This is a genomic window from Lacticaseibacillus daqingensis (assembly GCF_003946115.1).
GTDB classification, from domain to species: Bacteria; Bacillota; Bacilli; order Lactobacillales; family Lactobacillaceae; genus Lacticaseibacillus; species Lacticaseibacillus daqingensis.
Genome location: NZ_RHOH01000010.1, coordinates 41,583 through 53,702 on the forward strand (window position 1 = coordinate 41,583; position 12,120 = coordinate 53,702).

General features: G+C 53.9%; 24 protein-coding genes. 2 read left to right on the plus strand and 22 right to left on the minus strand.

The window, feature by feature from the left end; genetic code table 11:
* Positions 1-2: 2 nt before the first annotated feature.
* Genes secY through rpsJ form a run of 22 tightly spaced genes read right to left on the minus strand, consistent with a single transcriptional unit; the run spans position 3 to position 10,448 of the window.
* Positions 3-1,316: a preprotein translocase subunit SecY gene (gene secY / locus EKM88_RS10690; protein WP_125706041.1), complete on the minus strand. Its 1,314-nt coding sequence runs from the start codon at positions 1,314-1,316 to the stop codon at positions 3-5.
* On the minus strand, positions 1,316-1,756 hold the full coding sequence (gene rplO, locus EKM88_RS10695; protein ID WP_125706043.1) for a 50S ribosomal protein L15: 441 nt from the start codon (positions 1,754-1,756) through the stop codon (positions 1,316-1,318). Before rplO ends, secY begins: the two co-directional genes overlap by 1 nt.
* 32 nt (positions 1,757-1,788) lie before the next feature.
* Positions 1,789-1,974, minus strand: coding sequence for a 50S ribosomal protein L30 (rpmD, locus tag EKM88_RS10700; RefSeq protein ID WP_125706045.1), 186 nt, complete (start codon positions 1,972-1,974; stop codon positions 1,789-1,791).
* 12 nt (positions 1,975-1,986) lie between these two features.
* Positions 1,987-2,490, minus strand: coding sequence for a 30S ribosomal protein S5 (rpsE, locus tag EKM88_RS10705; protein WP_125706046.1), 504 nt, complete (start codon positions 2,488-2,490; stop codon positions 1,987-1,989).
* A gap of 21 nt (positions 2,491-2,511) precedes the next feature.
* Positions 2,512-2,871 carry a 50S ribosomal protein L18 gene (gene rplR, locus EKM88_RS10710; protein ID WP_125706108.1) on the minus strand — a complete coding sequence of 120 codons (360 nt, stop codon included), beginning with the start codon at positions 2,869-2,871 and terminating at the stop codon, positions 2,512-2,514.
* 42 nt (positions 2,872-2,913) lie between these two features.
* Positions 2,914-3,444, minus strand: a complete 531-nt coding sequence (rplF, locus tag EKM88_RS10715; RefSeq protein ID WP_125706048.1) for a 50S ribosomal protein L6 — start codon at positions 3,442-3,444, stop codon at positions 2,914-2,916.
* A gap of 30 nt (positions 3,445-3,474) precedes the next feature.
* Entirely contained in the window at positions 3,475-3,873 is a 399-nt protein-coding gene (rpsH, locus tag EKM88_RS10720) for a 30S ribosomal protein S8 (RefSeq protein ID WP_125706050.1), read from the minus strand.
* A 30-nt stretch (positions 3,874-3,903) separates the two neighbouring features.
* Entirely contained in the window at positions 3,904-4,089 is a 186-nt protein-coding gene (locus EKM88_RS10725; RefSeq protein WP_054717680.1) for a type Z 30S ribosomal protein S14, read from the minus strand.
* A gap of 14 nt (positions 4,090-4,103) precedes the next feature.
* On the minus strand, positions 4,104-4,646 hold the full coding sequence (gene rplE, locus EKM88_RS10730) for a 50S ribosomal protein L5 (RefSeq protein ID WP_125706052.1): 543 nt from the start codon (positions 4,644-4,646) through the stop codon (positions 4,104-4,106).
* Positions 4,647-4,669: 23 nt separating this feature from the next.
* Positions 4,670-4,981 carry a 50S ribosomal protein L24 gene (gene rplX / locus EKM88_RS10735; protein WP_125706054.1) on the minus strand — a complete coding sequence of 104 codons (312 nt, stop codon included), beginning with the start codon at positions 4,979-4,981 and terminating at the stop codon, positions 4,670-4,672.
* 24 nt (positions 4,982-5,005) lie between these two features.
* Positions 5,006-5,374: a 50S ribosomal protein L14 gene (rplN, locus tag EKM88_RS10740; protein ID WP_125706056.1), complete on the minus strand. Its 369-nt coding sequence runs from the start codon at positions 5,372-5,374 to the stop codon at positions 5,006-5,008.
* A gap of 31 nt (positions 5,375-5,405) precedes the next feature.
* Positions 5,406-5,669, minus strand: coding sequence for a 30S ribosomal protein S17 (rpsQ, locus tag EKM88_RS10745; RefSeq protein ID WP_125706058.1), 264 nt, complete (start codon positions 5,667-5,669; stop codon positions 5,406-5,408).
* A gap of 20 nt (positions 5,670-5,689) precedes the next feature.
* The gene (gene rpmC / locus EKM88_RS10750) at positions 5,690-5,884 is read right to left on the minus strand and encodes a 50S ribosomal protein L29 (protein ID WP_005686721.1); all 195 of its coding nucleotides are present in this window, start codon (positions 5,882-5,884) and stop codon (positions 5,690-5,692) included.
* Positions 5,874-6,308 (minus strand): 50S ribosomal protein L16, encoded by a 435-nt coding sequence (gene rplP / locus EKM88_RS10755; protein WP_125706060.1) that lies wholly within the window; start codon positions 6,306-6,308, stop codon positions 5,874-5,876. Before rplP ends, rpmC begins: the two co-directional genes overlap by 11 nt.
* Positions 6,309-6,311: 3 nt before the next feature.
* A complete protein-coding gene (rpsC, locus tag EKM88_RS10760; protein WP_125706062.1) occupies positions 6,312-6,974 on the minus strand; it encodes a 30S ribosomal protein S3 in 663 nt (220 codons plus the stop codon).
* A 13-nt stretch (positions 6,975-6,987) separates the two neighbouring features.
* A complete protein-coding gene (gene rplV / locus EKM88_RS10765; RefSeq protein ID WP_125706064.1) occupies positions 6,988-7,341 on the minus strand; it encodes a 50S ribosomal protein L22 in 354 nt (117 codons plus the stop codon).
* A gap of 17 nt (positions 7,342-7,358) precedes the next feature.
* Positions 7,359-7,640: a 30S ribosomal protein S19 gene (gene rpsS, locus EKM88_RS10770; RefSeq protein ID WP_125706066.1), complete on the minus strand. Its 282-nt coding sequence runs from the start codon at positions 7,638-7,640 to the stop codon at positions 7,359-7,361.
* 39 nt (positions 7,641-7,679) lie between these two features.
* A complete protein-coding gene (gene rplB, locus EKM88_RS10775; protein ID WP_125706068.1) occupies positions 7,680-8,519 on the minus strand; it encodes a 50S ribosomal protein L2 in 840 nt (279 codons plus the stop codon).
* 30 nt (positions 8,520-8,549) lie between these two features.
* Complete coding sequence (gene rplW / locus EKM88_RS10780; protein WP_125706070.1) at positions 8,550-8,834, minus strand: 50S ribosomal protein L23; 285 nt, start codon at positions 8,832-8,834, stop codon at positions 8,550-8,552.
* Positions 8,834-9,457: a 50S ribosomal protein L4 gene (gene rplD, locus EKM88_RS10785; RefSeq protein ID WP_125706072.1), complete on the minus strand. Its 624-nt coding sequence runs from the start codon at positions 9,455-9,457 to the stop codon at positions 8,834-8,836. Before rplD ends, rplW begins: the two co-directional genes overlap by 1 nt.
* Positions 9,458-9,480: 23 nt before the next feature.
* On the minus strand, positions 9,481-10,116 hold the full coding sequence (gene rplC / locus EKM88_RS10790; RefSeq protein ID WP_125706074.1) for a 50S ribosomal protein L3: 636 nt from the start codon (positions 10,114-10,116) through the stop codon (positions 9,481-9,483).
* Positions 10,117-10,139: 23 nt separating this feature from the next.
* Positions 10,140-10,448, minus strand: coding sequence for a 30S ribosomal protein S10 (gene rpsJ, locus EKM88_RS10795; RefSeq protein WP_125706076.1), 309 nt, complete (start codon positions 10,446-10,448; stop codon positions 10,140-10,142).
* 364 nt (positions 10,449-10,812) lie between these two features.
* On the opposite strand from rpsJ, the gene EKM88_RS10800 reads away from it, so the two are divergent.
* Both EKM88_RS10800 and EKM88_RS10805 read left to right on the plus strand, forming a co-directional pair.
* The gene (locus EKM88_RS10800; protein ID WP_125706078.1) at positions 10,813-11,361 is read left to right on the plus strand and encodes a cysteine hydrolase family protein; all 549 of its coding nucleotides are present in this window, start codon (positions 10,813-10,815) and stop codon (positions 11,359-11,361) included.
* Between the two features lie 201 nt (positions 11,362-11,562).
* Positions 11,563-12,045, plus strand: coding sequence for a GNAT family N-acetyltransferase (locus EKM88_RS10805; RefSeq protein ID WP_125706080.1), 483 nt, complete (start codon positions 11,563-11,565; stop codon positions 12,043-12,045).
* Positions 12,046-12,120 lie beyond the last annotated feature (75 nt).

Below are 12,120 nucleotides of genomic sequence, written 5' to 3' on the forward strand. Positions count from 1 at the left end.
TGTTAGTCTTTGACGAGATCATCACGGATAAAGCCGATGTACTCCCGCTTCATCAGCAACCCGTTCAACTGCCGCACCAGCTCGATGGCCGTCATCACGACGATCAGCAGGCTTGTGCCGCCCAGCCCGATGGATTGTGGCAGGCCCCAGATGTTCGCGGCCAGCTGCGGCAGCAGCGCCACGAAGCCGAGGAAAAGCGCCCCAACGGTGGACAAGCGCATCAGCAACCCAGACAGGTACTTTTCGGTTTCCTTACCTGGCCAAACGCCTGGGATGTAACTCCCCTGCTTGGTGAGGTTTTCGGCCACCTTTTCCGGGTTGACTTGAACGAATGCGTAAAAGAAGGTGAAGAGCACGATCAGGAGCGTGTAGATCGCGGTCCCGGCCGGCTTTTGCATGTTGAAGATGTTCGTCATGACTTGGTACCAGCCCGCGTCACTGTGCTTGGCCGCAAACGCCATCAAGATGGTCTGCGGGGTCACGATGAAGGAACTGGCGAAGATCACAGGAATCACCCCTGCGACGTTGACTTTCAGTGGCAGGTAGCTATTGCTGCCGGCCGCCGTCACGCGCCGAGTGTACTGAATCGGAATTTTCCGGTTCGCCTGTTGAACCCAGGTGACGAACGTGATCACGAGGATCAAGATCAAAGCGAGTGCCACCAGGAAGAGCACGCCCTTCCAGCGGTCGCTTGGATCGTTGTTGGTCCAGTTATCGGTGAACAGCGACTGGAGGCCGCTTGGCAGGCGGGCGATGATCCCTGCGAAGATGATCATCGACACGCCGTTACCGATCCCCTTATCCGTGATCTGCTCACCCATCCAGGTCAGAAGCATCGTCCCACCCGTGAGGATGATCCCGATGACAACATAGGTCTGGATCGTTGGGTTCTTGACCAATCCGTAGACGGACAGCGTCTGGAAGCCAGCGGTGATCCCAACGGCCTGGAAGAACCCAAGCACGATGGTCAGGTAGCGCGTGACTTGATTCAGCTTACGCCGACCGACTTCCCCTTGCTTGCTCCATTCAACAAATTTGGGCACGATGTCCATCTGTAGCAGCTGAACAACGATCTGAGCCGTGATGTATGGTGAAACCCCCATGGAGAAAATCGAATAGTTCGCTAATCCACCACCACTGACGGTGTCGAGCAGTGGAATCAAGCCAGTCTCACTGATTTTGGTCAACGCGGACGCGTCAACCCCTGGAACCGAGATTTGAGCACCTAACCGATAAACCAGTAAAACGCCTAACGTGAAGAGGATCTTGTTGCGGATCTCCTTCACCTTCAGCGCGTTTATGAGGGTTTTCAGCATTAGATCACCTCAATCGAACCGCCTGCAGCGTTGACAGCGTTAACCGCTGCTTCAGATGCCTTGCTGACCTTGATCGTCAGCTTCTTGTCGAGTTGACCGTTCGCCAGCAACTTGATGCCGTCTTTTTCGTCCTTGATCAGGCCGCTTTCGACGAGCAGTGCTGGGGTGATGGCCGTACCATCATCGAACTTGTTGAGGTCCTGCAGGTTGATGATTGCGTAGACTTTGCGGTTGATGTTCTTGAAACCGCGCTTTGGCATACGCCGGAACAGTGGCATCTGGCCACCTTCGAACCCGAGACGGGTCTTGCCGCCCTGACGTGCCAGTTGGCCTTTTTGACCCTTACCGGCAGTCTTACCTTGACCGCTGGAAGTACCGCGGCCCAGACGCTTGCCATGGTGACGGGAACCTTCGCTTGGCTTTAATTCATGCAACTTCATACTCTAGGACACCTCCGTTTCTGGTTAGTTTTTTAGTCCTTGATTTCTTCAACGGAAACCAAGTGGGAAATTTGGAAAATCGCACCACGAGTGGCTGCGTTGTCAGGCTTCACAACAGAGCTGTTCACCCGACCAAGACCGAGTTCCTTCACAATCGTACGTTGCTTAGGCAACCGGTGAGCAGCACTGCGGGTCAACGTGATCTTTAATTGAGCCATTTTTGTGCCCTCCTAGTCTTGTAAGTGGGAAACGGACACGCCGCGAAGTTCAGCAACTTCTTGGACGGTCTTGAGCTGTTCAAGGCCGGCGATCGTTGCGCGGATCATGTTGATCGGCGTGTTACGACCGAGGGACTTACTGGTAACGTCTGCGATACCGGCGAGTTCCATGACGGCACGAACTGCACCACCAGCGGCAACCCCGGACCCTTCAACGGCAGGCTTCAGCAGAACTTCACCGGCGCCGAAGTGACCAATTACTTCGTGAGGGATCGTGGTCCCAACGATCGGCACTTCGATCAGGTTCTTCTTGGCGTCTTCGACCGCTTTGCGGATCGCTTCAGGCACTTCCTGCGCCTTACCGGTCCCGAAGCCGACGTGACCGTGCTTGTCGCCGACGATCGCGATGGTTGCAAAACGCAGCCGGCGACCACCCTTGACAACTTTGGTGACCCGGTTGATCGCAACGACGCGGTCTTCTAAGTCAAGTTGGTTTGGATCAATGTATGATGCCATGTGTTGGTTATCCTCCTTTGATTAGAATTCGAGGCCGTTTTCACGCGCAGCTTCAGCCAAAGCTTGCACGCGACCATGATAGAGGTAACCACCACGGTCAAAGACCACAACTTTGTGACCCGCAGCAACGGCACGTTGGGCAACCAAGGCACCAACGGCAGCAGCGGCTGCGGTTTTGCTGTCGGAAGCAGCAATTTCTTTATCAAGAGTGGAGGCACTTGCTAGCGTCACACCCGCTACGTCATCAATTAATTGCGCGTAGATGTTTTTGTTAGAACGGAAAATGTTCAAGCGTGGGCGCTCGCTCGTACCAGAAATCTTACCCCGGACACGCGCGTGACGCCGTTGCCGAGTTTTGTTTTTATCTGGCTTAGAAATCACAATGTTCACCTCTTGTTTTCTTGTTTAGGAATTGTCTAACGACTACTTACCAGTCTTACCTTCCTTACGCCGAACGTATTCATCAACGTAGCGAATACCCTTGCCTTTGTAAGGTTCTGGGGCGCGAACGGCACGGATCTCAGCAGCAAATTGACCAACAACCTGCTTGGAAATCCCGGAAACGTTGATCTCGGTGTTGCTTGGCACGTCGAATTCAACGCCGGCCGGTGCAGCCATCTCAACTGGGTGAGAGTAGCCGACGGACAGGACCAGCTTTGCCCCTTGCTTCTGGGCACGGTAGCCGACCCCGACCAGCTTCAGCTTCTTGACGAAGCCTTCGGTCACACCAACGATCATGTTGTTCAGGTTAGCACGCATAGTCCCGTGCATGGCCTTCCAAGAATCGTCTGGGCGCGTGAAAGTAATTTCAGCGCCGTCCTGGTGCATTTCGATTTCAGGGGCAAAGTGACGGGTCAATTCGCCCTTTGGCCCTTTAACGGTGATGTTTTCGCCATCCTGCTTGATCGTAACGCCAGCAGGCACGGTGATAGCTTTATTACCAATACGACTCACTTGTGGGCACCTCCTTTTAGATGTGTTTGATTACCAGATGTAAGCGAGCACTTCGCCGCCAACGTTCTTCGCGCGGGCTTCTTTGTCGGTGATCACGCCTTCTGGAGTGGAAAGGATCGCGATGCCTAAGCCGTTGAGTACCTTTGGCACGTCGTTAGACTTCACGTAAGAACGCAAGCCTGGCTTAGAGATACGCTTCAAACCGGAGATGACCCGTTCGTTGTTCTTCCCATACTTGAGGAAGAGACGGATCATGCCCTGCTTGTCGTCTTCGATGACTTCAAAGTCACGGATGAAGCCTTCAGACTTTAAGATCTCGGAAATGCTGATTTTCATCTTTGATGCAGGTACGACCAGGGATTCGTGACGAACCATGTTGGCGTTACGGATCCGGGTCAAGTAATCTGCGATTGGATCGGTCAAGACCATTGATTTAACCTCCTTTGACTGAGTAGTGGTTTACCAGCTAGCTTTGCGCATGCCTGGAATTTGACCGGCATGTGCTAATTCACGAAGGCAAATCCGGCAGAGTTTGAACTTGCGGTAAACAGAGTGCGGACGACCACAACGTTGGCAGCGTGTGTATTCTTGCACTGCGAACTTTGCAGGCCGGTTGTTCTTCACGATCATTGACTTCTTAGCCAAGTAGTGGACCCCCTTTATTTAGCGAATGGCATCCCGATTTGCGTCAGCAATTCGAGTGCTTCTTCATCAGTGTTAGCAGTTGTAACGATAACAACGTCCAACCCACGAACGCGGTTTACCTTATCGTAATCCACTTCAGGGAAGATCAGTTGTTCCTTGACACCCAGGGTGTAGTTCCCACGCCCGTCGAAGGACTTGGCGGAGATCCCGTGGAAGTCACGCACACGTGGCAAGGACACGTTGATCAACTTGTCCAAAAAGTCATACATGCGTTCGCCACGAAGGGTGACCTTGGCCCCGATTGGCATGCCTTCACGCAGGCGGAAGTTCGCGATGGACTTCTTAGCCTTGGTGATGAGCGGTTGCTGACCGGAGATCTGCTTCAGTTCTTCAACGGCTTCGTCAAGGTTCTTGGCGTTTTGCGTTGCGTCACCGACACCCATGTTCAAAACGATCTTTTCGACCTTTGGGGTCTGCATCGTGCTCTTGTAGCTGAACTTCTCTACCATCGCCGGTGCAATTTCTTTGGTGTAACGTTCTTGTAAACGGTTAGTCATGCGAGATTAGTCCTCCTTTCTGATTATTTTTCGAGCGCGGAACCAGACTTCTTGGCGATCCGCACTTTTTTGCCGTCTTTGATTTCAGAGCCGATACGGCTAGGCTTGTTGGATTCAGGATCGAGCAGCATCACGTTGGAAACGTGAATGGCTGCTTCTTGATCGACAATGCCGCCCTGTGGGTTGGCGTTGCTTGGCTTTTGGTGCTTCTTGATCATGTTGACGCCTTCGACGATAACCTTGTCTGCGCTAAGCAGAACCTTGGTCACTGTGCCTTCTTTGCCGGCGTCTTTACCGCGCATGACACGCACTTTATCACCAGTTTTGATTTTCATGTTTCGCACCTCCTATAGGTCAGATTACAGAACTTCGGGCGCTAAGGAAACGATCTTCATGAAATCGCCGTCACGCAGTTCACGTGCGACTGGTCCAAAGATACGAGTCCCCTTTGGGCTCTTGTCGGCGTTGATGATGACAGCCGCGTTCTCATCGAACTTGATGTAGGAACCGTCTGCACGATGCGCACCAGACTTGGTACGAACGATAACGGCCTTCACAACATCAGCCTTCTTGACAACGCCACCTGGTGTAGCTTGTTTTACAGTTGCCACGACGATGTCACCGATGTTACCAGTCTTGCGGTAGGAACCGCCAAGCACTTTAATCACCAGTAATTCGCGGGCGCCAGAGTTGTCCGCCACTTTAAGACGACTTTCTTGTTGAATCACGGATGGGTCCTCCTTTCGTCACGATATCGATTTAGATACGAACTGCCTTTTCGACAACGTTCAATAAACGGAAACGCTTGTTGCGAGACATCGGACGAGTTTCCATGATGCGGACAAGATCGCCGGTCTGTGCGGTGTTTTCCTCATCGTGTGCGTAGTACTTCTTGGAGTACTTAACGCGCTTGCCATATACCGGGTGGGTCTTGTAAGTGTTGACTTCGACGGTAATGGTCTTGTCCATTTTGTCTGAAACGACGCGGCCTTGATAAACTTTACGAGAATTACGTTCTTCCAAGGTGATTGTCTCCTTTCCGATTATTTGTTGAGTTCTTGCTGCCGAAGGACCGTCTTGATCCGCGCAATATTCTTCCGAACTTGCTTCAAGCGAGCGGTGTTTTCCAACTGGCCAGTAGCTTGTTGGAAGCGCAGGTTGAAGAGCTCTTCCTTGTATTGCTTTTCTTTGTCGAGCATCTCAGCAGTGGTCAATGCAGTGATTTCTTTAGCCTTCATTAGATTCGCCACCTACTTCCTCGCGTTTCACGATCTTTGTGCGAACAGGGAGTTTGTTCGATGCCAGGCGAAGGGCTTCTTTCGCAACTTCTTCAGAGACGCCGGCAATTTCGAACATGATCTTTTCGCGCTTAACAACAGCGACCGAGCCGGATGGCGCACCCTTACCATTACCCATCCGGACCCCAACGCCCTTAGATGTGTAAGACTTTTGAGGGAAAATGCGAATCCAGACTTTCCCGCCACGCTTCATGTAACGGGTCATCGCAATACGGGCAGCTTCGATCTGACGGTTAGAGATCCAGTGAGATTCCAACGCCTGCAGACCGTATTCACCGAAGTTAACTTCCTTGCCACCCTTAGCGGCACCACGCATCTTGCCACGGAATTCGCGGCGGTGCTTAACACGCTTAGGTACTAACATCGATTATTTCCCTCCTTTCGCTTGGGGACGGTTTGGCTTGTCCGGGAGAATTTCGCCCCGGTTGATCCAAGTCTTGATCCCGATCTGACCGTAGGTGGTCGTTGCTTCTTCCCATGCGTAGTCGATATCGGCACGCAGGGTGTGCAAAGGAACGGTCCCTTCGGTATAGTGCTCACGACGCGCAATGTCGGCACCGTTCAAACGGCCAGCGGCTTGGGTCTTGATCCCCTTAGCACCGGCACGCATGGTGCGTTGCATTGCTTGCTTCATCGCACGGCGGAACGCAACACGCTGTTCGAGCTGAGCTGCGATGTTTTCGCCGACGAGCTTTGCATCAAGATCAGGCTTCTTGATCTCGACGATGTTGATGTGAACCTTGCGGCCCGTCAGGTCGTTGAGCTCTTTGCGGAGCGCTTCAACTTGGGCGCCACCCTTACCAATGACCATCCCTGGCTTGGCGGTGTGGATGGAAATGTTCACACGGTTAGCAGCACGTTCGATTTCGATAACGGAAACGGACGCTTCTGCCAGCTTTTCGTTGATGAATTTCCGGATTTTGATATCTTCGTGAAGGTAGTTCGCAAAGTCTTTGTCTGCGTACCACTTGGATTCCCAGTCACGAATGACACCGACACGGAAACCTTTTGGATTGATTTTCTGACCCACGCGTTATCCCTCCTTATGCTTCTTTTTCGGCAACAACCACGGTGATGTGGCTGGTGCGCTTGTTGATCGGTGATGCAGAACCCTTGGCGCGCGGACGGAACCGCTTCAAGGTTGGGCCTTCGTTAACGTAGGCTTCCTTGACGTAAAGGTTTTGGGCATCTAAGTCAAAGTTATGTTCTGCGTTTGCAATGGCAGACTTCAGAACTTTAGCGATAATTGGAGAACCCGCGCGTGGCGTGAAGTCCAAGATTGCCAATGCTTCAGCAACATCGCGGTCACGGATCAGGTCGATTACCAAACGCGCTTTGCGAGCAGCAATCCGAACTGTCTTGGCCGTTGCGGTTGCAGACGTAATTTGTTCAGCCATGAATCATGTGCTCCTTTCTAGCGTCCTTTGGTCTTCTTGTCGTCCTTGATGTGACCACGGAAGGTGCGAGTTGGGACGAATTCGCCCAGCTTGTGCCCTACCATGTCTTCGGAAACATAAACTGGGACGTGCTTGCGACCATCGTAAACGGCGATGGTGTAGCCGATGAAACTAGGGAAAATGGTTGAGCGACGAGACCAGGTCTTGATGACCGTCTTCTTATCGCTATCTGCCTGCGCTTCGATCTTCTTCATCAGATGAGCGTCGGCGAAAGGTCCTTTTTTAAGACTGCGACCCATGGTGTGACCTCCTTTATTCGATGTAATTCAATGAATGGATTACTTGTTCTTCCGGTGACGAACGATGAACTTCTCGGACTTGGCCTTGTGGCTCCGGGTCTTCTTGCCGAGGGTCTTCTTGCCCCATGGAGAAAGTGGAGATGGACGGCCGATAGGTGCCTTACCTTCACCACCACCATGCGGGTGATCGTTAGGGTTCATGACAGACCCACGAACGGTCGGACGGAAGCCCAACCAGCGCTTGCGGCCGGCCTTACCGATGCTGATCAGTTCGTGCTGTTCGTTGCCGACAGCGCCGATGGTCGCACGGTTGACCGCCAGGATCATGCGCACTTCGCCGGATGCGAGACGAACCGTGACGTACTTGCCGTCATCGTTCTTACCCAGAAGCTGAGCGGAGGCACCAGCGGAACGGGCGATTTGGCCGCCCTTGCCAGGCTTGAGCTCGATGTTGTGGATGGTCGTCCCATCAGGGATGTTCTTCAGTGGCATTGCGTTGCCGACTTTGATGTCGACCGCTTCGCCGGAGACGATCTTGTCGCCCACGTTCAGGCCCTTAGGTGCCAGAATGTAGGTCTTGACCCCGTCTTCATAGTGAAGCAATGCGATGTTTGCGGTCCGGTTTGGATCGTATTCGATTGCCTTAACCGTTGCGACGACGCCGTCTTTTTGACGCTTGAAGTCGATCGTCCGGTAGAATTGCTTGTGGCCGCCGCCACGGTGACGGACCGTGATGTGGCCATGCGCGTTACGGCCTGCGGTGTGGCTCTGGCTTTCAAGCAACGTCTTTTCAGGACGCGTCTTGGTGATTTCTGCGAAATCGGAGCCAGACATGTTACGCCGACCGTTGGTGGTTGGTTTGTACTTAATAATCCCCACGCTTGTTCCCTCCTATACTTATTATTGAAACTAGTCTTCGAAGATCTTGATGTCTTTGGAATCGGCAGTCAAGGTAACGATCGCCTTACGACGCTTGCGGGTGTAACCCACGAAGTTACCTTGGCGCTTCTTTTTGCCGCGAACGTTGGCAATGTTGACGCTGGCCACTTTGACGTCGAAGATTTCTTCAACGGCGCGGCGAACAGCGGTCTTTTCCACGTGGAGGGCAACTTCGAAGGTGTACTTCTTGTCGTCCATCGCTGCCATGGATTGCTCGGTCACGATCGGGCGTAAAATGATGTCGCGTGCTTCCATTATGCAAGCACCTCCTCAATCTTTTGGAGCGCAGATTGGGTCACGATCAGCTTGCTGTAGTTCACAACATCCAATACGTTAACACCGTCTGCTGGGATGACCTTGACGTTCGGTAAGTTGCGCGCAGCCAGGGCTGCGTTGTCATTACCGGCTTCAAGAACGACCAGCGCTTTTTCGTTTACCTTCAAGGCGGAAAGCGCAGCTGCGAAGTCCTTGGTCTTTGGTGCGTCGAAGCTCAGGCCGTCAACGACAACCAGTTCAGCGTCCGTGACCTTTTGGGACAGAACAGACTTGATTGCCAGGCGGTAAGCCTTCTTGTTGATGCGGTATGCGTAGGAACGTGGGTGTGGCCCGAAGACGATCCCACCGCCACGCCATTGTGGGCTCCGGATGGAACCCTGACGTGCGCGGCCAGTCCCCTTCTGGCGCCATGGCTTGCGGCCACCGCCGGAAACTTCGTGGCGGTTCTTGACCTTAGATGTACCTTGACGAAGGGAAGCGCGTTGCATCAGAACTGCGTCAAAGATCACATTTTCGTTTGGTTCGATCGCCCAGATCGCGTCGTTGAGTTCAACGGAGCCGTTTTCTGAACCATCTTGCTTGTATAAAGTAACGTTTGCCATTAGTTAATGTCCTCCCTTCTGAATTACTTGTTTGCTGCTTTAACAGCGGAGCGGATCGTCACGAACGACTTGTTGGCCCCTGGAACGTTACCCTTGATAAGGATGACGTTGTGTTCCAGGTCAGTCGAGATAACGGTCAGGTTTTGCATGGTCCGGGTGTTGTTACCCATCCGACCAGGCAGCTTCTTGCCCTTGAACACCTTGTTGATGATGGCGCCAAGAGAACCTGGGCGACGGTGGTAACGCGAACCGTGGGCCATAGGACCGCGGGATTGGCCATCCTTCTTGATGTTACCTTGGTAACCGTGGCCTTTGGAAGTACCGGTGACATCCACGATGTCGCCAGCGGCAAATTCTTCAGCGTTGATTTCTTTGCCGACTTCGTATTCGCTAAGCGCTACATCACGGATTTCCTTAATGAAGCGCTTAGGGGTCGTGTCCGCCTTCTTGGCGTGACCGACGCTTGGCTTGTTGCTAAGTACTTCGCGCTTGTCGCCGAAGCCCAGCTGAACTGCTTCGTAACCGTCAGATTCAACAGTCTTAACTTGCAGGACAACGTTAGGCGTTACGTCGATCACGGTAACGGGAACAAGTTCGCCGTTGTCGGTGAAGACTTGCGTCATGCCAATTTTCTTACCTAAGATTCCTTTACGTGTCATGGGTACACCTCCAATACTATGAATTATAATTTGATTTCAATGTCAACGCCGCTTGGCAGATCGAGCTTCATCAGCGCGTCAACAGTCTTTGGCGTCGGGTTAACGATGTCGATGAGACGCTTGTGCGTCCGCATTTCGAACTGTTCCCGAGAATCCTTGTACTTATGCGGGGAACGAAGCACCGTGTAAAGTGTGCGTTCCGTTGGCAGAGGGATCGGACCAGAGATAGCAGCACCTGTGCGCTTAGCCGTCTCAACGATCTTGTCTGCGGATTGATCTAGGATGCGGTGTTCGTAAGCCTTCAACCGGATCCGAATCTTTTGTTTTGCCATTGTGTGACCTCCTTCGTCTATTATCATTAGTAGACTAGCTCCGTGAAAATTTCCGCCACGCCGCCGTGGCAAAGCGGCCGGGCGTGTCGCAACCTCTCACATCCACGCTACCGTGGCCCAACACGAGCCAGAAGTGCATAGTAACCCACTCGGATTACACAGCACTCTTGATAGTATATAAAATCACGGGGGAAAAGGCAAGCTTTTGCGATTAATTTTCAAAACTTTCTCCCCCAGTTAAAAGCCGCGCCACCGGCTTTTGTGTGACCTTTCACGACCACCCGACCGGGCGTTTTCATACCACGCCGCAAGTGTCTTGACACGTTATCCTAAACTGGTTAGAGTACCCCTAGGAGGTGCTTTTATGACAAAAGCCTTACTGATCATCGATTACACCAATGACTTCGTGGCCCCAACCGGTGCCCTGACGGCCGGCGCGCCGGCACAGGCCATCAGCGCGCGCATCACCCAGCTGGCGGCGCAGTTTTACGCGGCCGGTGACTTCGTGTTCCTGCCAACTGACGTGCACACCCCAGGCGACCCGTTCCACCCTGAGACCAAGCTGTTCCCGCCGCATAACGTGCGCGGCAGCTGGGGCCGGGCCCTTTACGGCGAGCTGGCCGACTGGTACACCGCCCACGCCGATGAGGCCAACGTGACACTGTTTGACAAGACGCGCTACTCAAGTTTTGCCGGCACCCCACTGGACCTGTGGCTGCGCGAGCGCGGCGTGGATGACTTGCACCTCGTTGGCGTCTGCACGGACATCTGCGTCCTGCACACGGCGGTGGATGCGTACAACCTGAACTATCCGCTGACGATCCACCAAGACGCCGTGGCCACGTTCAAGCCAGGCGGTCAGGAATGGGCGCTAGATCACTTCAAAACCGTGCTCAACGCGACCATTGTCTGACGCGGCGATCTCAGAAGCGTCCTCAGTTCAGTCGCCCTTACCCATAATGGCGGTTCCACGCGATGGCAGCCTCATCGCGCGGAACCGCCATTGTGCGTTCAGCTTCAGCCCACCGCACCTTGACGCCTGGTCGGCTATGTTTTGAGCCAACTCTGTGCTATTCTGGGCGCAACCCAAATTTAACCGAAAGCCCTGACGCCCATGCACCTTCATCTGATCACGGCGGCCGATGATGCCGCCATCGCCGCCATCATCCGTGCCTGTCTGGCCGACGCTGGCCTCGACCGGCCCGGCACCGCCTATTTTGATCCCGAACTTGACCACCTGAGCCGCTACTATCAGGCGGCGGCCGACCGCGACTACTACATCGCTACGCACCGGGGCACCGTCATCGGCGGCTGCGGCTTTGCCGAGTACGATCGCGCGGCTGGGATCGCGGAGTTACAGAAGCTCTACCTACTGCCCGCGGCGCGCGGTCATCACTACGGGCACCAGCTTCTCACGCGAGTCGAAACCGCCGCCGCAGCGGCCGGTTGGCAACAGCTGTACCTGGAGACCCACACCGCGCTGGCCGTGGCCATTCAGCTTTACGCACACGCCGGCTACACCCGGCTCCCGGGGCCGCTTCACGCCGGTCCGCACACCAGTATGGATCACTTTTACCTGAAGCCACTCGCCCCTTGACCGCCGCCAGTCATCGCCCAATTCGCACCAAAAAAGCCTTCCGCGGCCGCGGAAGGCTTTTATTGACCAAGCAAA